Below are 18,030 nucleotides of genomic sequence, written 5' to 3'. Positions count from 1 at the left end.
GGTCGTCTCAATGCCCCGCCTTGGGCGTCTCCATGATCTCCGTCAGCTGGCCGCCCATGTCCTTGGGGTGGACGAAGAAGATCAGGGTGCCGTGGGCGCCGATGCGCGGCTCGCCCAGCACGCGCTTCCCGAGGCCTTCGAACCAGGCCTTCGCCGCGTGGATGTCCGGTACTTCGTAGCAAAGGTGGTGCTGCCCGCCGAGCGGGTTCTTCTCCAGCCACTTGCCCACCGCCGAATCCGGCGTGGTGGGCTGGAGCAGCTCGATCTGCGTGCCGGCGGTGCCGCCCTCGCCCGGCGTGTTCACGAAGCAGACGCGCACCTGCTGGCTTTCGAGCACGAAAGGCTCGGTCACGTCGGTGGCGCCCATCACGTCCTTGTAGAACGCGATGGAAGCGTCGAGGTCGGGCGTGGCGACGCCGATGTGGTTGAGGCGGCCGAGCTTCATGCCGCCTGCTCCACGTTCTCGATCACCAGGGCGATACCCTGCCCGCCGCCGATGCACATCGTCACCAGGCCGTAGCGCCCGCCGCTGCGCTTCAGCTCGTACATGCACTTGATCGTCAGCATGGTGCCGGTGGCGCCGACCGGGTGCCCGATCGAGACGCCCGAGCCGTTGGGGTTCACCTTCTCGGCATCGAAGCCGAGCACCTTGGAGACGGCGGCGGCCTGCGCGGCAAAGGCCTCGTTGCTCTCGATCACGTCCATCTGCTCGAGCGACAGCCCCGCACGCTTGAGCGCGATCGGCACGGCCTGGATCGGCCCCTCGCCCATGTACTCGGGCTCGACGCCGGCGTGGCCCCAGGCGATGATCCGCGCCATCGGCTTGAGGCCGCGCTTCTCGACCTCCGCACCGGTGGCAAGCACCACCGCGGCGGCGCCGTCGTTGATGCCGCTGGCGTTGCCCGCGGTGACGCTGCCGTCCTTCTTGAAGGCGGGCCGCATCTTGCCGAGCACTTCGGCAGTGGTGTCGCCCTTCACGTGCTCGTCGGTGTCGAACACGGTGACGCCCTTGCGCGTCTTCACCTCGACCGGGAGAATCTGCTCCTTGAAGCGGCCTTCGCTGATTGCGCGGGCCGCGCGCTGGTGGCTGGTTACGGCGAGCGCGTCCATGTCCTCGCGGCTGACGCAGTGGCGGGTCGCCACGTTCTCGGCGGTGATGCCCATGTGATAGCCGCCGATGGCGTCGGACAGGCCGACGGTCAGCGCGTCCTCCTGCGTGTTCTCGCCCATCTTGCGGCCCCAGCGCACGCCGTGGTCGTGGTAGGGGACGTTGGACATGACCTCGGCGCCGCCGGCGATGGTGACGGCGGCCTCGCCCAGCTTCATCATCTGCGCGGCCGAGACGATGGCCTGGACACCCGAGCCGCAGAGCCGGTTCAGCGTCAGCGCGGGGACGGCGAGCGGCACCCCGGCGTTGATCCCGATCACGCGGCTCAGCATCTCGTCGCGGGCGCTGGTCGGCATGACCTGGCCGATGACGATGTGCTCGACCGCCTCGGGCTCGATGCCGGCGCGCTTCAGCGCCTCGGTGGCGACCAGGCCGCCCAGTTCGGCCGGCATGAAGCTCTTGAGCGAGCCGCCGAAGTCGCCGACTGCCGTGCGCACGCCGCTGACGATGTAGACCTCTTCCATGTCCATCCTATCCTTCAAGCCGCGGCGGCGAGGCGCCCCGGGCCGTTGTCATCTCGATCATGGTCTCGATGCGGACCACCCGCTTGTCGACGCCGATCAGGTCGGAGGCGATGCGCTCCAGCGCCTCCCCCTGCTTCGCCCCGGCCTCTTCCACGCGGCGCACCTGCTCCTGGAGCAGCAGCAACTGCTTGATCCCCTGCAGGGCATCGCCCAGCGCGCTCACTTGCGGACCCCCGCCTCGCGGAGCATGCGATCGACCCGGTCGACCGTCTCCTCCATCTGGCGCGCGGTCCGCTCCAGGCTTGCCCGCATCTCCGGCACGACGCCCGCCAGTTCGCCGACGAGGGCGGCCAGCTCCAGCTCCTCCGCCGTTTCCTCCGGCATGCTTTCCACGGCCAGGCGAATGTACTCGCCGGTCGAGAGACCACGCGCGGCGGCGCGGGCGGTGAGCGCCGCCTTCGCCTCGGGAGTGGTCAGAAAGGTCACGCGTTCGGTCTGCATCGGGCGGCTCCTACACATTACAATATCATTGTAATGTGTAGCTCTCCTTTGTGCTAGAGCGGGATGTTGTCGTGCTTCTTCCAGGGGTTCTCGAGGCTCTTGTTGCGCAGCTTGCGCAAACCGAGGGCGATGCGGCGGCGCGTCGAGTGTGGGTAGATCACCTCGTCGATGTAGCCGCGGCTGGCGGCCACGAAGGGATTGGCGAAGCGGTCCTCGTACTCCTTGGTGCGGGCGGCGATGCCGTCCGGATCGAGGCCGCGGAAGATGATCTCCACAGCGCCCTTGGCGCCCATCACCGCGATCTCGGCCGTGGGCCAGGCGTAGTTGAGGTCGCCGCGCAGGTGCTTCGAGCTCATCACGTCGTAAGCGCCGCCATAGGCCTTGCGGGTGATGACGGTGATCTTGGGCACGGTCGCCTCGGCATAGGCGAACAGCAGCTTGGCGCCGTGCTTGATGATGCCGTTGTGCTCCTGGTCGGTGCCGGGCAGGAAGCCGGGCACGTCCACGAAGGTGATGATCGGGATGTTGAAGGCGTCGCAGAAACGCACGAAGCGCGCGGCCTTCTTCGACGAGTTGATGTCGAGCACGCCCGCCAGCACCATCGGCTGGTTGGCGACGATGCCGATGGTCTTGCCCTCCACCCGGCCGAAGCCGATGATGATGTTCCCGGCATGCAGCGGCTGGAGTTCGAAGAACTCGCCCTCGTCCACCACCTTCCGGATCACCTCGTGCATGTCGTAGGGCTGGTTGGCGCTGGGCGGGATGATCGTGTCGAGGCTGGGCTCCTGCCGGTCCCAGGCATCGGCGCTCGGCCGCTCGGGCACCTCGTCGCGGTTGGACGAGGGCAGGAAGTCGAAGAAGTCGCGCGCGGCGAGCAGCGCCTCGATATCGTTCTCGAGCGCGAGATCGGAGACGGAGGTCTTGCTGGAGTGCGTGACCGCGCCGCCCAGTTCCTCCTGCGTCACCACTTCGTTGGTGACGGTCTTCACCACGTCGGGCCCGGTGACGAACATGTAGGAGCTGTCCTTCACCATGAAGATGAAGTCGGTCATCGCCGGCGAATAGACCGCGCCACCCGCGCAAGGCCCCATGATGAGCGAGAGCTGCGGCACCACGCCCGAGGCAAGGACGTTACGCTGGAACACGTCGGCATAGCCGCCGAGCGATGCGACGCCTTCCTGAATACGCGCGCCGCCGGAGTCGTTGAGGCCGATCACCGGCGCCCCGACCTTCATCGCGGCGTCCATCACCTTGCAGATCTTCTGGGCGTGCCGTGCCGAGAGCGAGCCGCCGAAGACCGTGAAGTCCTGGCTGAACACGTAGACGAGGCGGCCGTTGATCGTGCCCGAGCCGGTGACCACGCCGTCACCCGGGATCTTCTGGTCCTGCATGCCGAAGTCGACGCAGTCATGCTCGACGTAGAGGTCCATCTCCTCGAAGCTGCCTTCGTCCAGCAGGACATCGAGGCGTTCGCGCGCGGTCAGCTTGCCCTTGGCGTGCTGCGCGTCGATGCGCTTCTGCCCGCCACCCATCTGGGCGGCGGCCCGGCGCTTCTCCATTTCGGCGATATTGGCTGACATCCGGCTTCCCTTGCCTGCGTGGTCTCAGCATCGAAATGCTGCTCCTGCTAAGGCATCTGGAAGGCTTCAGGTCAACCGTTTTTAATCGCCCGGTTAACGGGTAATGCGGGGGCGCTCGCGATCTATCCGTCAGGCGATATGGCGCCCGGCCCGGACGGCACGAAGCGCCCCCTCTTCGCCGCTACTTCAGCAGCACGAGTTCTTCCGACATCGTCGGGTGGATGGCCACGGTGGCGTCGAAATCGGCCTTGGTCAGCCCCGCCTTCACGGCCACCGCCGCCAACTGCATGATCTCCGGGGCGTCCGGTCCGATCATGTGGATGCCGAGCACGCGCTCAGTCTGCGCCTCGCAGACCATCTTGTAGAGCGAGCGCTCATGGCGATGGGCGACGACGTTCTTCATCGGCCGAAAGTCGCTCTGGTACACCTTCACGCTGCCGTACTGCTGCATGGCCTTCGCCTCGGTCAGCCCGACGGCGGCGATCGGCGGATGGCTGAACACGGCGGACGGGATGCAGGCATAGTCGACCGTAGTGGGCTTGCCGCCGAAGATCGTGTCGGCAAAGGCCTGTCCTTCCCGGATCGCGACCGGGGTGAGCTGGACGCGGTCGGTGACGTCGCCCACCGCATAGATCGAGTCGATGTTCGTGCGCGAGTTCTCGTCCACCGCGATCTCGCCGCGCTCGCCCAGCTCTACGCCCACCTCGGCAAGCCCCAGGCCTTCCACGTTGGGGACCCGGCCGGTGGCGAACAGGACGCAGTCGACCTCCAGCGGCTCGTGCCCGGTCATGTGGACGAGCAGTGAGCCGTCGGCGTTCTTCTCGATCTTCTCGAACGCGGCGTTGAAGCGGAAGTCGATGCCCTTGGTGATGGAGATCTGCAGCAGACGGTCGCGCACGCTCTCGTCATAGCCGCGCAGCAGCTGGTCGGAGCGGTTCATCAGCGTCACCTTGGCGCCGAACTGATGGAAGATGCCGGCGAACTCGTTGGCGATGTAGCCCGCTCCGGCAATCAGGATGCGCCGCGGGATCGCATCGAGGTGGAACGCCTCGTTCGAAGTGATGCCGTGCTCGTGCCCGGGGAACGAGGGCACGTGCGGCCGCGCGCCGGTGGCGACCAGGATATACCGCGCGGTCTTCTTCGCGCCGCTGGCCAGCGTGACCTCGTTCGGGCCGGTGATCGTCGCCCGCTCGTGGAAGATCGTGACCTTGTTGTTCTCCAGGGTCTGCGTGTAGAGGCCATTCAGCCGGTCGACGTCGCCCAGGACGTTGTCACGCAGCTTGATCCAGTCGAAGCGACATTCCGGGATTTCCCAGCCGAACTGCTTGGCGTCCTCCAGATCCTCGGCGAAATGCGCGCCGTAGACCAGCATCTTCTTGGGCACGCACCCGCGGATGACGCAGGTTCCACCGATCCGGAACTCCTCCGCCACCGCGACGCGCGCGCCGTGCGCCGCCGCCACCCGGCTCGCCCGAACGCCCCCCGATCCCGCGCCGATGGTGAAGAGGTCGTAGTCGAAATCGGCCATGCACTTGTGCTCCTGGGCGGCGGTGGTGGGTCGCAGGCATATGGGACATGGCTGGGGCGATTGCCAGCGGCCAGCCTCCATACCGGGCAAAACGGGTCGGCGCGGCGGGTTCACTCCCCGTCGCAGCCCTATTGTCTACTGCTTCGGTTGATATAATGTGCACACCAGGCAGCCCGGACTCGCGAGGCGCGGGAACGACCGGGGCAAACCTGGGAGATCGAAAGATGGCATCCTTGCAAGACGCCGCGGCGGACCGGCAGAAGCCCCTCATCCTGCTCGTTCCGGGCCTCGAAGGCAGCGGCCCACGCCACTGGCAGCGCCGCTGGGCCGACGAGCTCGAGGACGCGCAGCTGGTCGAGCTGGGCGCGTGGGACCGGCCGCACCGCAACACCTGGATCAATCGCCTGAACCTGGCGATCCACAACGCCGGGCGCCCGGTGGTGCTGGTCGCCCACAGCCTCGGCTGCATCCTTGCCGCCTGGTGGTCGAAGTTCGAGCAGCCGGGCTGGGCCTCTCCCGTGGTCGGCGCGCTGCTGGTCGCTCCGCCGGAGGTGGACTTCTTCCCGCGCGACGATCGGCTCACCGGTTTCGCGCCGACACCGGCCGAGGCGCTGCCTTTCCCGTCCATCCTGGTCGCCAGCCGCAACGATCCCTGGATCGGCTTCCAGACGGCGCGGCACCTCGCCCGCCAGTGGGGCAGCGCCTTCGTGGACGCGGGCGAGGCCGGACACATCAATGCCGATTCGTCGCTCGGAAGCTGGGACGAAGGCAAGCGGCTGCTGGGGCGCCTGATCGAAGGCGGCGTTCCCACCCCCGGCACGGAGCCGGTGCGCAACCATGCCGACTGGTCGGAAGGGCTGGAATTCCGCGCCTGATCCGAGCGCCTGCCTCCCGGTGAACGCGCCGGTCGGGCGCGTTCACCGGGCTCGCGCCCCTCAGCCGATGCCGGCCAGCGCCAGGAGAGCGGTGGTCGAGGGGTCGAAGGAGGCATCGCCCTCCTCGATCTGCTTGGCGATGGCCTTGCCCAGCTCGACGCCGAACTGGTCGAAGGGATTGATGCCCATCAGGACGGCGTTGGCGAACGTGCGATGCTCGTGGAACGCCACCAGCGCGCCGAACGTCGCGGGGGTGAGGTCGTCGAGCAGGATCGTCGCCGAGGGGCGGTCGCCCGGGTAGGCGCGCGCCGGATCGTCGCTGTCCTTGCCCGCCATCAGCGCCGCGCCCTGGGCGAAGCAGTTGGACAGGAGAATGCGATGGTGCGCCGGGTCGAGATCGTCCCCCGGCGCGATCGAGGCGATGAAGTCCACTGGAACGAGGTTGGTGCCCTGGTGCAGCAGCTGGAACACGGCGTGCTGCGCGTCGGTGCCGACCCCGCCCCAGGTGATCGGCGCCGTCGGCCCGGCGACCGGCGAGCCGTCCACCTTCACGCTCTTGCCGTTCGATTCCATCTCCAGCTGCTGGAAATAGTCGGGCAGCAGCGCCAGCCGCTCGTCGTAGGCGAACACGCCGCGGGTCTGGCAGCCGCGCAGGCGCGTGTAGAGCTGGTCGGCGAAGGCGGCGCGCAGCGGCAGGTTGGCCATACCCTCGGCGTCGCGGAAGTGGACGTCCATGGCGGCGGCGCCGTCCAGGAACTCGGCGAAGTCGGGCCAGCCCAGCGCCATCGCGACCGGGAAGCCGATCGACGACCACAGCGAATAGCGGCCGCCCACGCTTTCGGAGAAGGGCAGGATGCGCGTCTCGTCCACGCCCCACTCGATCGCCTTGGCCGGCGAGGCCGTCAGCGCGACGATGCGGCCGTAGGGATCCTCGACCCCGTTCTCGCGCAGCCAGGCGATGGCGCTGAGGGCGTTGGTCATCGTCTCGATGGTGGTGAAGGTTTTGGACGCGACCGCCAGCATCGTCGTCGCCGGGTCGCAGGCGGCGAAGGCCTGCTCCAGCGCGCAACCGTCGATGTTGGAGACGACATGGACGTCGACCATCGCCCCGTCGCGCGCCAGCGCATCGATGGCGAGCGCCGGGCCCAGCGCCGAGCCGCCGATCCCGATGTGGATGAGGTGCTTCACCTCGCCCATGGCGCCGCGGTGAATGGCCTCCACGATCGCGGCCATGCGGTGGTGGTTTTCGGCCGCCAGAGCGACGCTCTCGTCCGCGCCGACGCCGCGCTGGGCGGTGTGCTCGGCGGCGCGGCCCTCGGTCGGGTTGACGACCGCGCCGGCGAACAGCGCGGCGCGGCGCCCGGCGAAGTCCATCTCCGCCGCCAGCTGCTCGAAGGCCGCGACATGCGCGTCATCGAGGTGGGTCTTCGACCAGTCGAACAGGATGCCGGTGGCGTTCTCCTCCTCGCCGAGGCCGAAGCGGGTGGAGAGCTTGTCGAGGCGTTCGGGATCGGCATCGAAGAGCTGCCTGAGGGTCGGCTTCTCCAGCCCCGCCAGCTTCGTCCAGACCGCTTCGCTCATGCCCTGCTTCTCCTCTAGCGCTTACGCCAGCGCCTTATGCGTTCCGCAACTGCGAAAACCAAGTCCGACGTGCGCATTCGTCGGCCGGCGGGGCGCCGCGGACGGGATCGCACTTGACGGATGCGAGCGGGCGTGGCCAAGGGTTTCCCCCATGAGCGACACCCAAAGCGCCACCAAGATCGACGCCGGCGACGCCGCCGCTTCCGCCGACCGGCCGTCTGCCCCGCCCAAAAAGGACGAGAACTTCTTTTCCTTCCTGTTCTGGCTGGTGCTGGGCGTGGTGGTGCTGCGCAGCTTCATCGTCTCACCCTTCAACATCCCCAGCGAATCCATGCTGCCGCGGCTGCTGACGGGCGACTATCTGTTCGCCACCAAGTGGTCCTACGGCTACTCGAAGTACTCGCTGCCCTTCAGCGTGCCGCTGATCCCGGGCCGCATCTTCGCCAGCCAGCCCGAGCGCGGCGACGTCGCCATCTTCAAGGCGCCCCCGGGTAACGACGTCGACTACATCAAGCGCGTCATCGGCCTTCCGGGCGACGAGATCCAGGTGAAGGCCGGGCAGCTCTTCATCAACGGCACCGCCGTCCCCAAGGTCAAGGTCGCGGACTTCGTCGTGCCGGTGAGCCCCAACACCGATTGCGAGCGGGCACAGTTCCAGGCGACGCTGGCGGACGGCTCGGAAGTCTGCCGCTACCCGCAGTTCCGCGAGACGCTGCCCAACGGTGTCAGCTACACCGTGCTGGACCTGGGCGACTCTGCCGGCGGCAATCCCTGGGGCATCGATGCGGACAACACCCAGGCCGTCATCGTGCCCGAAGGCCACCTGTTCCTGATGGGCGACAACCGCGACAACTCGATGGACAGCCGCTTCCCCGCAGCCGAGGGCGGCGGCATCGGCATGGTCCCGCAGGAGAACCTGGTCGGCAAGGCCGCGGTCATGATGTTCTCCACCGACGGCTCGTCCGAATGGATCAAGCCGTGGACCTGGTTCACCGCCGCGCGCTGGAGCCGGATCGGGAGCGTGATCTGAGTGCTGGACGGCGATACCCGCGACTTCCTGACCCGGCATGCCGGCTGCGCGCCCGAGGATGACGCGCTCTGGCTGGCGGCCCTCACGCACGGATCGACCGGCGAGAAGCGCAACTACGAAAGGCTGGAGTTCCTGGGCGACCGGGTGCTCGGCCTGTCGGTGGCCGAATGGCTTTTCCGCAACAGCGACGAGGCCGAAGGGCGCCTCTCCCAGCGCCTGAACGCGCTCGTCAGCCGCGCCACCTGCGCTGCCATCGCCCGCGACATCGGGCTGGGGCCGCACATGCGGCTCGGCAAGCAGGCGCGCGACGACGGTGGCGAGGATTCCGACAACATCCTGGGCGACGTGATGGAGGCGATGATCGGCGCCTGCTTCACCGAGCGCGGCTTTCCCGCCGCGCGCGACATGGTGCTGGGGCTCTGGGCCGACACGCTCCAGGGCAAGACCGGCAAGCGCAAGCACCCCAAGTCGGCGCTGCAGGAATGGGCCGCCGGCAACCGCCGCCGCATGCCCGAGTACAAGCTGGTCGAACGCTCCGGCCCCGACCACGCCTCGCGCTTCACCGTCGAGGTCTCCATCCACAACGTCGGTTCGGCGCAGGCCACCGCCAACTCGAAGCAGGACGCAGAGACCGCCGCCGCCGAGGAATTCATGAGGAAGTTCGGATGACCCAGCACTGCGGTCTCGTCGCCGTCATCGGCGCGCCCAACGCGGGCAAGTCCACGCTCGTCAACGCGCTGGTGGGGCAGAAGGTGGCGATCACCTCCGCCAAGGCGCAGACCACCCGCGCGCGCCTGCTCGGCATCGCGCTGGAGGGCGAGGCACAGATCATCCTCGCCGACACGCCCGGCATCTTCGCCCCGCGCCGCCGGCTGGACCGCGCGATGGTCGCCGCGGCCTGGGAAGGCGCGCAGGAGGCGGACGCGATCCTGCTGGTGGTGGACGCGGTCAAGCTGCGCCGGCACGAGCTGATGCCGCTGCTGGAGACCCTGCGCGACCGGCCCGAGCGCAAGGTGCTCGTGCTCAACAAGGTCGATGCCAGCGCCAAGGAAAGGCTGCTGGAGCTGGCGCAGGAGTTCACCGCCGAAGTTCCGTTCGACGAGGTGTTCTTCGTCTCGGCGCTGACCGGCGACGGCGTGCCGGAACTGAAGACCTGGCTCGCCGGGCTGATGCCCGAAGGCCCCTGGCACTACCCGGAGGACCAGGTGTCCGACGCCAGCGAGCGCCTGCTGGCCTGCGAGATCACGCGCGAGCAGCTCTATCGCCAGCTTCACGAGGAACTGCCCTACGACGCCGCGGTCCGCCCCGAGGCCTATACCCCGCGCAAGGACGGCTCGGTGGAGATCCGCCAGCAGATCGTCGTCGCCCGCGAGGGCCAGCGGGCGATCGTGCTCGGCAAGCGCGGCGCCAAGATCCGCGCCATCGGCGAGGCGGCGCGCAAGGAGCTGGCCGAAGTGCTCGGCCATCCGGTGCACCTCTTCCTCCATGTGAAGGTCGAGGAGAACTGGGCCGAGGCCAAGGACATCTACGAGGAAATCGGGCTCGACTGGGTGAAGTGATGAAGCGCGCGCTTCCTGTCCTCGGCGCCCTGGCGCTCTGCAGCGCTGCCCTGCCTGCCCTGGCGGCGGCGCGTCCTGCCCCATCCCCGGTACAAGTCCCGGCCCCGGCCCCATCCCCGGCCCCAGCTCCGGCGCAGCCGCAGGAGAGCCTGGTCGGCGCTCGCTACGTGGCGATCGGCTCGTCCTACGCCGCCGGGCCGCAGCTGCCGCCGGCCAAGCCGAGCTGGCCGGCCCGCTGCGGGCAAAGCCAGAACAACTACCCCACCCTGCTCGCCGACCGCTTCGGCCTGGTCCTGATCGACCGCAGCTGCTCGGGTGCGACGACCGACAACGTGCTCGGCCCCTGGGGCGACGTGCCGCCGCAGATCTCCAGCGTCACCGCCGAGACGCGCCTGGTGACGGTGACGATCGGCGGCAACGACCTGTCGTACATCGGCAACCTGTTCTCGGCGACCTGCCTCTCGGAATCGCGCATCATCGCCGCCACCGGCGCCAAGACCCGCGCCTGCGGTGCCGTGCGCGTGCCGACCGAAGCCGACTACCAGCGCGACGAGGCCCAGTTGACCGAGATCGCCCGCCGCCTGAAGGCGCAGGCCCCGCGCGCGCGCATCGTCTTCGTCCAGTATCCCACGCCGATCCCCGGCCCGGGGGCGCTCTGCGCGGTGACCCCGGTCAGCGAGAGCGATGCCGCGATCGTGCGCGAGATCGGCCGCCGCCTCGCGGAGATCACCGCCCGCGTGGCGCAGGCCAACGAACTGATCCTGGTCGACATGAAGCAGGTCTCCGCCACGCACACGCCATGCGATCCGGTGCCATGGATGATCGGCGCCCCCGAGGGCTACGACGGGCGCGAGGGACTGCAGTGGCACCTCAACAAGGCCGGGATGCAGGCCAGCTCCGATGGCATCGCCGCCGCCCTCGTCGCTGCGGGCGTCAAGCCGCTGAAGCCGGCGGCACCGCTCCCCGCGACCGCGGCCGGACCCGGTCTGGCCCCAGCGCCGGTCGCCGCGCCGGTCGCCGCGCCGGTCGCCGCGCCGGTCGCCGCGCCGGTCCTGCGCGCGCCGCCACCGAAGGCGAACTGACGGCGAAGGCGCGGAGCGTCAATCCCGCTCGCGACGGAGCAGTTCGCGCTTGATGGCATCGCCGTAGGCGTAGCCCCCGATGCTGCCGTCCGAACGGATGACCCGGTGGCAGGGGATCAGCACCGCCACCGCGTTGGCGCCGTTCGCCGAGCCCGCCGCACGGACTGCACCGGGCTTGCCGACGGCGGCGGCGATCTGGGCATAGGTGCGCGTCTCGCCCGCAGGGATCTGCTGCAGCTCGCGCCAGACGGCTTCCTGGAAGGCGGTCCCCTGCACGTCCAGCGGAATGGCCCGCGACTGGCCCGGAGCCTCGACGGCCCCGACCACGTCCGCCAGCAGCGCCGCGAACTCCTTCCCGCCTTCAACCAGGTCCGCGCGCGGGAAGCGCACCGCGAGGTGGTCGCGTCCCTCTGCGAACGACAGGCGGCATACGCCCTTGTCGGTGGCGGCCACCAGCATCGGCCCCAGGCTCGTGGGCACGACAGCCCAGCGAATGGTGACGCCGCGCCCGCCGTCGCGCCATGCGGAAGGAGTCATGCCCATGCGTCCCCGGCTCGCTTCGTAGAATCGGGAGGCCGCACCGAAGCCTGCCTCGTAGATGGCTCCTGTCACGCTCGCCCCCTCACTCAGCGCGGTGCCGGCCCGCTCGATCCGGCGGAGGCGGCCATAGGCGGCGGGAGACAGTCCGACCGCGCGCGTGAAGACGCGCTGGAAATGAGCGGGGCTGTAGCCGACGTGCTCGGCCAGCTCGGCCAGCGACGGTGCCGATTCCGTCGTTTCCAGCATGGCGAGCGCCTGCGCCACGGCGCCTTCGTCCCGAGACACCTCGCCCGGCCGGCAGCGCAAGCAGGGGCGCAGCCCCAGGGCCTGCGCCGCCCCGGAATCCGCGAAGAAGCGGACATTCTCCCGTCGGGGATGCCGCGCCGAGCAGGACGGGCGACAGTAGATCCCGGTCGACAACACGCCGGTGACGAAACGCCCGTCGAACCGGCGGTCGCGCGCGAGCACGGCCTGCCACGCCTGTTCTTCGTCGATCTGGCAGTCCGCCGCAGTCACCGGTCGTCTCCATGGCGCTCGATCCGCGCCGCGAAGCAGCCATAGGCGGCATTGTGCGCGTGGATGCAAGCGATCGTGGGATCGGCGAAGAGCTCTGCGATCGCCTCCTCCACCCCGCCGAGCGGTGCGCCTGCCTCGCCCTGGGCAGCCAGCCTCGCGCGGCGCAGCATGCCCGGCGCATCGAAACCCCGCAGCGACAGCGTCCGGCCGGCGAAGACGGGCGGCAGCCGATCGACGTAGGCCTGCGCCTGCGCGGCCCGCTCGCGAACATATATCGCATAGGCGCTACGGTACGGGCCGGAGACGTCGTGGCTCGTGAAGTTGAGCAGGATCAGCGCTTCGCCGCGTGCCGCGTCCTCCAGGCTGACGCGGCATGGGAAGCCCCGATCGGCGTCTGCAATCACGCGCCGGGCGCCCATCTCTTCGAGTTCTTCGGCGCTCCTGCCGAAATACGGGGCGAAGCCGGCGCGCGGTAAACCGAGGATGCGATAGGCCATGGAAATCTCCGTCACCAATAGAGGCCCTTCATTGCACGGCCTGCCGGGGGAACGCGTCCCGCCCCTTGCTTTTAAATTCCAGACCTAGTCATTGTCCCCAGGAGCCAAGGGGCACCTTGCATCGTGACAGTATCGTCGCTATGCGCGCCCCGTCTGCGGGCCGGGGGAGCACGCTGTCGCGTTGTGCCCCAAGTGCCTCAGCCCACCCGATGTAAGGATAGGACAGGCGTGGAGAATTCCGGAGGCATCAAGGCCAGCTTGCAGGGGCGCTACGCTTCGGCGCTCTTTGATCTTGCAAGCGAAAACGGGACCGTTTCTGCGGTCGAGACCGATCTCGACAACATCGGCCAGGCCATCCGCGAGAGCGATGAGTTCGCCGCCCTGATTCGCAACCCCCAGGTCAGCCGCGAAGCTTCGGCCAAGGCGATGGATGCGGTCTGCGGCGTGCTCGGCGTCTCGCAGCTGACGAAGAATTTCCTGGGCGTGCTGGCGGCCAATCGCCGCCTCGCCGCCCTGCCCGAGGTCGTCCGCGCCTTCGCCGCGATCGCCGCCGCCCAGCGCGGCGAGGCGACTGCCGAAGTCGCTTCCGCCCACGCGCTGACCGACGAGCAGGTCGAGCAGCTGCGCCAGAAGCTGGAAGCGCGCGAAGGTCGCAAGGTCAAGATCAAGACCAGCGTCGATCCCGAACTCCTCGGCGGCCTCGTCGTCACCATCGGGTCCAAGCGCATCGACAGCTCGATCCGCACCCGTCTCAATTCGCTCGCCCAGGCCATGAAGGGCTAAGAAAGGCAGAACAATGGATATCCGCGCAGCAGAAATCTCGAAGGTCATCAAGGACCAGATCGCCAGCTTCGGCACCGAAGCGCAGGTTTCCGAGGTCGGCTCGGTTCTGTCGGTGGGTGACGGCATCGCCCGCATCCACGGCCTCGACAACGTCCAGGCGGGCGAGATGGTCGAGTTCGCCAACGGCGTGCAGGGCATGGCGCTCAACCTCGAAGCCGACAACGTCGGCGTCGTGATCTTCGGCTCGGACGCCGAAATCAAGGAAGGTGACGACGTCAAGCGCACCGGCACCATCGTCGACGTCCCGACCGGCAAGGGCCTGCTCGGCCGCGTGGTCGACGCGCTGGGCAACCCGATCGACGGCAAGGGCCCGATCATGTACGCCGAGCGCCGCCGCGTGGAAGCCAAGGCCCCCGGCATCATCCCGCGCAAGTCGGTGCACGAGCCCGTGCAGACCGGCCTCAAGGCGATCGACGCCCTCGTCCCGGTGGGCCGCGGCCAGCGCGAGCTGATCATCGGCGACCGTCAGACCGGCAAGACCGCCGTCGCCATCGACACCTTCATCAACCAGAAGGAAGCGAACGCGGGCGACGACGAGAGCAAGAAGCTCTACTGCATCTACGTCGCCGTCGGCCAGAAGCGCTCGACCGTCGCGCAGATCGTCCGCCAGCTCGAAGAGAACGGCGCGATGGAGTACTCCATCGTTATCGCCGCGACCGCTTCGGAGCCGGCGCCGCTGCAGTACCTCGCGCCCTACACCGGCGCCGCGATGGGTGAATTCTTCCGCGACAACGGCATGCACGCCGTGATCGTGTACGACGACCTCTCCAAGCAGGCCGTCGCCTACCGCCAGATGTCGCTGCTGCTGCGCCGCCCGCCGGGCCGCGAAGCCTACCCCGGCGACGTGTTCTACCTCCACAGCCGCCTGCTCGAGCGCGCCGCGAAGATGAACGACGAGAACGGCGCCGGCTCGCTGACCGCGCTGCCCGTCATCGAAACCCAGGCAGGCGACGTCTCGGCGTACATTCCGACCAACGTGATCTCGATCACCGACGGCCAGATCTTCCTCGAGACCGGCCTGTTCTACCAGGGCATCCGTCCGGCCATCAACGTCGGCCTCTCGGTGTCGCGCGTGGGCGGTTCGGCCCAGACCAAGGCGATGAAGAAGGTTGCCGGCTCGATCAAGCTGGAGCTGGCGCAGTACCGCGAGATGGCGGCCTTCGCGCAGTTCGGCTCGGACCTCGACGCCTCGACCCAGAAGCTGCTCAACCGCGGCGCGCGCCTGACCGAGCTGCTCAAGCAGAAGCAGTTCTCGCCGCTGTCGTTCGAGGAGCAGACCGTGTCGATCTTCGCCGGCACCAACGGCTACCTCGACGCCCTGCCGGTCTCGAAGGTCACCGAGTACGAGGCCGAGATGCTCAGCTACATGCACTCCGAGCACCAGGACGTGCTGGACCTGATCCGCTCGACCAAGGACTTCGGCGACGAGGCCAAGAGCAAGACCAAGGCCGCGCTCGACGCCTTCGCCAAGCAGTTCGCTTAAATATGATCACTGACCCGGTCGGCCCCTAGGGCCGCCGGGGCAGTCAATGGGGAACAACGAGTGGCTTCGCTCAAGGAACTCAAGGGCCGCATCAACTCGGTCAAGTCGACCCAGAAGATCACCAAGGCCAAGCAGATGGTCGCCGCGGCCAAGCTGCGCAAGGCGCAGGCCGCCGCCGAGGCCGCGCGGCCCTATGCCGCGCGCATGGCCGAAGTGATGGGCTCGCTAGCCTCGAAGATCACGGTCTCCGAGAACAGCCCCAAGCTGCTCGCCGGCACCGGCAGCGACAAGGTGCATCTCCTCGTCGTCGCCAACTCGGACAAGGGCCTGGCAGGCGCGTTCAACTCGAACATCGTCAAGGCCGCGCGCCTGAAGGCGCAGGAGCTGGAAGCGCAGGGCAAGACCGTCCTGTTCTACCTGGTGGGCCGCAAGGGCCGCGCGGTGATCCGCCGCGAGTACCCGAACCAGATCGCGCACATGTTCGACACCACCGACGTGCGCGACCCGGGCTTCAACGAGGCCGAGCGCATCGCCGACGAGCTCGTCGCCCTGTACGAGGCCGGCAAGTTCGACGTGGCGCACCTGTTCTACTCGAAGTTCCGCTCGGCGCTGCTGCAGGAACCGACCAGCCAGCAGATCATCCCGGTGCCCGCTCCCAAGGCGGCCGCGACCACCGCCGACGCCGTCACCGAGTACGAGCCGGATGAGGAGGAGATCCTGGCCGCGCTGCTGCCGCGCTACCTGAAGACCCAGCTCTTCGGCGCGCTGCTGGAGAACGCCGCTTCCGAGCAAGGCGCCTCGATGACCGCGATGGACAATGCCACGCGCAACGCCGGTGACCTGATCAACAAGCTGACCATCCAGTACAATCGCAGCCGCCAGGCCGCGATCACCACCGAACTCGTCGAAATCATCGCGGGCGCGGAAGCGCTCTAAGACCTGCAGGCAAGGAAACCATAATGGCCACCGCACCCGTGCTCAACCTCACCACAACCGGCAAGATCAGCCAGGTCATCGGCGCCGTCGTCGACGTGACCTTCGAAGGCGAGCTGCCGCCGATCCTCGCGGCGCTGGAGACCGACAACAACGGCCAGAAGCTGGTCCTCGAAGTCGCCCAGCACCTCGGCGAAAACACCGTGCGCACCATCGCCATGGACGGCACCGACGGCCTGACCCGGGGCCAGGCCGTGACCAACACCGGCAAGCAGATCTCGGTGCCGGTGGGCCCCAAGACGCTCGGCCGCATCATGAACGTCGTCGGCGATCCCATCGACGAAATGGGCCCGATCGGCTCGGAGCAGTTCGCCCCGATCCACGCCAAGGCTCCCGAGTTCATCGACCAGTCGACCGAAGCGGCGATCCTGGTCACCGGCATCAAGGTCATCGACCTCCTTGCGCCGTACGCCAAGGGCGGCAAGATCGGCCTGTTCGGCGGCGCTGGCGTCGGCAAGACCGTGCTCATCCAGGAGCTCATCAACAACATCGCCAAGGGCCACGGCGGCGTCTCCGTCTTCGCGGGCGTCGGCGAGCGCACCCGCGAGGGTAACGACCTCTACCACGAGTTCCTCGACGCCGGCGTCATCGCAAAGGACGCCGAGGGCAACGCCACGTCGGACGGGTCGAAGGTCGCCCTCGTGTTCGGCCAGATGAACGAGCCCCCGGGCGCCCGCGCCCGCGTCGCGCTCTCGGGCCTCACCATGGCCGAGTACTTCCGCGACCAGGAAGGCCAGGACGTGCTCTTCTTCGTCGACAACATCTTCCGCTTCACCCAGGCGGGCGCAGAGGTTTCGGCCCTCCTTGGCCGTATCCCTTCGGCGGTGGGCTACCAGCCGACGCTGTCGACCGACATGGGCGCGCTGCAGGAGCGCATCACCTCGACCACCAAGGGTTCGATCACCTCGGTCCAGGCGATCTACGTTCCCGCGGACGACCTTACCGACCCGGCGCCGGCCACCTCGTTCGCCCACCTCGACGCAACGACCACGCTGAACCGCGCCATCTCGGAGCTGGGCATCTACCCGGCGGTCGACCCGCTCGACTCGACCTCGCGCGTCCTTGAGCCGCGCATCGTGGGCGCCGAACACTACGAGACCGCCCGCCGCGTCCAGGAGACCCTGCAGAAGTACAAGTCGCTGCAGGACATCATCGCCATCCTGGGCATGGACGAGCTCTCGGAAGAGGACAAGATCACGGTCGCCCGCGCCCGCAAGATCCAGCGCTTCCTCTCGCAGCCGTTCCACGTCGCCGAAGTCTTCACCGGCATCCCGGGCAAGTTCGTGCAGATCGAGGACACCGTGAAGTCGTTCAAGGCCGTCGTCGACGGTGAGTACGATCACCTTCCGGAAGCAGCCTTCTACATGGTCGGCGGCATCGACGAGGCGGTCGAGAAGGCCAAGAAGCTGGCGGCCGAGGCCTGAGATGGCGCTGCACTTCGAACTCGTCACGCCTGCGAAGCTGGTCCGGTCCGAGGACGTCCACATGGTGGTCGTCCCGGGCACGGAGGGTGAGTTCGGCGTGCTGGCGGGCCACGCGCCCTTCATGTCGACGATCGCCGACGGTGCGCTGAAGGTCTACAAGACCGAGAACGGCGCACCGGAAGAGATCCGCATCACCGGCGGCTTTGCCGAAGTGGGCGATGCCGGCCTCACCGTGCTCGCCGAGCACGTCGAAGGCTGACCTTCCGCCACAAGGAAACGACAAGGGCGTCGCCGGGTCCTCCGGCGGCGCCCTTGTCGTATCGGCGCGGCGGATAGCTGCGCTCTGCACTGGCCGGTAGCGGTGTC

Annotated in this window: 19 protein-coding genes; 10 read left to right on the top strand and 9 right to left on the bottom strand. The window is 68.3% G+C overall.

The genetic code is table 11. The features are described from left to right. Window positions 1-7 precede the first annotated feature (7 nt). The 6 genes from mce to gor all read right to left on the bottom strand — a co-directional run bounded on the left by mce (window position 8) and on the right by gor (window position 5,241). Window positions 8-445 (bottom strand): methylmalonyl-CoA epimerase, encoded by a 438-nt coding sequence (gene mce / locus ACFFJC_RS05965; RefSeq protein ID WP_379486582.1) that lies wholly within the window; start codon window positions 443-445, stop codon window positions 8-10. Then, window positions 442-1,632 (bottom strand): beta-ketothiolase BktB, encoded by a 1,191-nt coding sequence (bktB, locus tag ACFFJC_RS05960; protein ID WP_379486581.1) that lies wholly within the window; start codon window positions 1,630-1,632, stop codon window positions 442-444. The genes mce and bktB overlap by 4 nt, the downstream gene beginning before the upstream one ends. A gap of 7 nt (window positions 1,633-1,639) precedes the next feature. Further along, the gene (locus ACFFJC_RS05955; RefSeq protein WP_379486580.1) at window positions 1,640-1,855 is read right to left on the bottom strand and encodes a hypothetical protein; all 216 of its coding nucleotides are present in this window, start codon (window positions 1,853-1,855) and stop codon (window positions 1,640-1,642) included. Continuing rightward, window positions 1,852-2,133: a plasmid mobilization protein gene (locus tag ACFFJC_RS05950; protein WP_379486579.1), complete on the bottom strand. Its 282-nt coding sequence runs from the start codon at window positions 2,131-2,133 to the stop codon at window positions 1,852-1,854. Before ACFFJC_RS05950 ends, ACFFJC_RS05955 begins: the two co-directional genes overlap by 4 nt. Before the next feature lie 53 nt (window positions 2,134-2,186). Beyond that, window positions 2,187-3,713 carry an acyl-CoA carboxylase subunit beta gene (locus tag ACFFJC_RS05945; RefSeq protein ID WP_379486578.1) on the bottom strand — a complete coding sequence of 509 codons (1,527 nt, stop codon included), beginning with the start codon at window positions 3,711-3,713 and terminating at the stop codon, window positions 2,187-2,189. 181 nt (window positions 3,714-3,894) lie between these two features. Then, complete coding sequence (gene gor, locus ACFFJC_RS05940) at window positions 3,895-5,241, bottom strand: glutathione-disulfide reductase (RefSeq protein ID WP_379486577.1); 1,347 nt, start codon at window positions 5,239-5,241, stop codon at window positions 3,895-3,897. Window positions 5,242-5,465: 224 nt separating this feature from the next. On the opposite strand from gor, the gene ACFFJC_RS05935 reads away from it, so the two are divergent. Beyond that, window positions 5,466-6,116, top strand: coding sequence for an RBBP9/YdeN family alpha/beta hydrolase (locus tag ACFFJC_RS05935; protein ID WP_379486576.1), 651 nt, complete (start codon window positions 5,466-5,468; stop codon window positions 6,114-6,116). A gap of 60 nt (window positions 6,117-6,176) precedes the next feature. Here ACFFJC_RS05935 and pgi read toward each other — a convergent pair whose 3' ends face one another. Continuing rightward, window positions 6,177-7,697 (bottom strand): glucose-6-phosphate isomerase, encoded by a 1,521-nt coding sequence (pgi, locus tag ACFFJC_RS05930; RefSeq protein ID WP_379486575.1) that lies wholly within the window; start codon window positions 7,695-7,697, stop codon window positions 6,177-6,179. A 151-nt stretch (window positions 7,698-7,848) separates the two neighbouring features. Between pgi and lepB the strand changes: the two genes are divergently transcribed. From lepB to ACFFJC_RS05910, 4 genes are read left to right on the top strand one after another with little or no spacing between them, the layout of a single operon-like run. Then, window positions 7,849-8,727, top strand: coding sequence for a signal peptidase I (lepB, locus tag ACFFJC_RS05925; RefSeq protein ID WP_379486574.1), 879 nt, complete (start codon window positions 7,849-7,851; stop codon window positions 8,725-8,727). Continuing rightward, complete coding sequence (gene rnc / locus ACFFJC_RS05920; protein ID WP_379486573.1) at window positions 8,728-9,396, top strand: ribonuclease III; 669 nt, start codon at window positions 8,728-8,730, stop codon at window positions 9,394-9,396. After that, window positions 9,393-10,286 carry a GTPase Era gene (gene era, locus ACFFJC_RS05915; protein ID WP_379486572.1) on the top strand — a complete coding sequence of 298 codons (894 nt, stop codon included), beginning with the start codon at window positions 9,393-9,395 and terminating at the stop codon, window positions 10,284-10,286. Before rnc ends, era begins: the two co-directional genes overlap by 4 nt. Further along, entirely contained in the window at window positions 10,286-11,368 is a 1,083-nt protein-coding gene (locus ACFFJC_RS05910) for an SGNH/GDSL hydrolase family protein (protein ID WP_379486571.1), read from the top strand. The genes era and ACFFJC_RS05910 overlap by 1 nt, the downstream gene beginning before the upstream one ends. An 18-nt stretch (window positions 11,369-11,386) precedes the next feature. Here ACFFJC_RS05910 and ACFFJC_RS05905 read toward each other — a convergent pair whose 3' ends face one another. Further along, window positions 11,387-12,424, bottom strand: coding sequence for a bifunctional transcriptional activator/DNA repair enzyme AdaA (locus ACFFJC_RS05905; protein WP_379486570.1), 1,038 nt, complete (start codon window positions 12,422-12,424; stop codon window positions 11,387-11,389). Next, window positions 12,421-12,921: a DUF1203 domain-containing protein gene (locus tag ACFFJC_RS05900; protein ID WP_379486569.1), complete on the bottom strand. Its 501-nt coding sequence runs from the start codon at window positions 12,919-12,921 to the stop codon at window positions 12,421-12,423. The genes ACFFJC_RS05905 and ACFFJC_RS05900 overlap by 4 nt, the downstream gene beginning before the upstream one ends. Before the next feature lie 228 nt (window positions 12,922-13,149). On the opposite strand from ACFFJC_RS05900, the gene ACFFJC_RS05895 reads away from it, so the two are divergent. The 5 genes from ACFFJC_RS05895 to ACFFJC_RS05875 are packed head-to-tail and all read left to right on the top strand — an operon-like array spanning window position 13,150 to window position 17,923. Further along, window positions 13,150-13,704 (top strand): F0F1 ATP synthase subunit delta, encoded by a 555-nt coding sequence (locus ACFFJC_RS05895; RefSeq protein WP_379486568.1) that lies wholly within the window; start codon window positions 13,150-13,152, stop codon window positions 13,702-13,704. A 13-nt stretch (window positions 13,705-13,717) separates the two neighbouring features. After that, entirely contained in the window at window positions 13,718-15,247 is a 1,530-nt protein-coding gene (atpA, locus tag ACFFJC_RS05890) for a F0F1 ATP synthase subunit alpha (RefSeq protein WP_379486567.1), read from the top strand. A gap of 60 nt (window positions 15,248-15,307) precedes the next feature. Then, a complete protein-coding gene (locus ACFFJC_RS05885) occupies window positions 15,308-16,183 on the top strand; it encodes a F0F1 ATP synthase subunit gamma (protein WP_379486566.1) in 876 nt (291 codons plus the stop codon). Between the two features lie 23 nt (window positions 16,184-16,206). Next, on the top strand, window positions 16,207-17,664 hold the full coding sequence (gene atpD, locus ACFFJC_RS05880; protein WP_379486565.1) for a F0F1 ATP synthase subunit beta: 1,458 nt from the start codon (window positions 16,207-16,209) through the stop codon (window positions 17,662-17,664). A 1-nt stretch (window position 17,665) separates the two neighbouring features. Continuing rightward, window positions 17,666-17,923, top strand: coding sequence for an ATP synthase F1 subunit epsilon (locus tag ACFFJC_RS05875; RefSeq protein WP_103730432.1), 258 nt, complete (start codon window positions 17,666-17,668; stop codon window positions 17,921-17,923). Window positions 17,924-18,030 lie beyond the last annotated feature (107 nt).

Source organism: Novosphingobium soli (genome assembly GCF_042432915.1).
GTDB classification, from domain to species: Bacteria; Pseudomonadota; Alphaproteobacteria; order Sphingomonadales; family Sphingomonadaceae; genus Novosphingobium; species Novosphingobium soli.
The sequence above is the reverse complement of the archived record's forward strand: the minus strand, read 5'-3'. Positions and strand labels throughout refer to the sequence as shown.

Coding starts and splice junctions, on each gene's coding strand:
- ACFFJC_RS05910 (WP_379486571.1), top strand. CDS start 10,286: ATGAAGCGCGCGCTTCCTGTCCTCGGCGCCCTGGCGCTCTGCAGCGCT.
- pgi (WP_379486575.1), bottom strand. CDS start 7,697: ATGAGCGAAGCGGTCTGGACGAAGCTGGCGGGGCTGGAGAAGCCGACC.
- ACFFJC_RS05945 (WP_379486578.1), bottom strand. CDS start 3,713: ATGTCAGCCAATATCGCCGAAATGGAGAAGCGCCGGGCCGCCGCCCAG.
- atpA (WP_379486567.1), top strand. CDS start 13,718: ATGGATATCCGCGCAGCAGAAATCTCGAAGGTCATCAAGGACCAGATC.
- lepB (WP_379486574.1), top strand. CDS start 7,849: ATGAGCGACACCCAAAGCGCCACCAAGATCGACGCCGGCGACGCCGCC.
- bktB (WP_379486581.1), bottom strand. CDS start 1,632: ATGGAAGAGGTCTACATCGTCAGCGGCGTGCGCACGGCAGTCGGCGAC.
- ACFFJC_RS05875 (WP_103730432.1), top strand. CDS start 17,666: ATGGCGCTGCACTTCGAACTCGTCACGCCTGCGAAGCTGGTCCGGTCC.
- ACFFJC_RS05900 (WP_379486569.1), bottom strand. CDS start 12,921: ATGGCCTATCGCATCCTCGGTTTACCGCGCGCCGGCTTCGCCCCGTAT.
- ACFFJC_RS05935 (WP_379486576.1), top strand. CDS start 5,466: ATGGCATCCTTGCAAGACGCCGCGGCGGACCGGCAGAAGCCCCTCATC.
- ACFFJC_RS05950 (WP_379486579.1), bottom strand. CDS start 2,133: ATGCAGACCGAACGCGTGACCTTTCTGACCACTCCCGAGGCGAAGGCG.
- mce (WP_379486582.1), bottom strand. CDS start 445: ATGAAGCTCGGCCGCCTCAACCACATCGGCGTCGCCACGCCCGACCTC.
- gor (WP_379486577.1), bottom strand. CDS start 5,241: ATGGCCGATTTCGACTACGACCTCTTCACCATCGGCGCGGGATCGGGG.
- era (WP_379486572.1), top strand. CDS start 9,393: ATGACCCAGCACTGCGGTCTCGTCGCCGTCATCGGCGCGCCCAACGCG.
- atpD (WP_379486565.1), top strand. CDS start 16,207: ATGGCCACCGCACCCGTGCTCAACCTCACCACAACCGGCAAGATCAGC.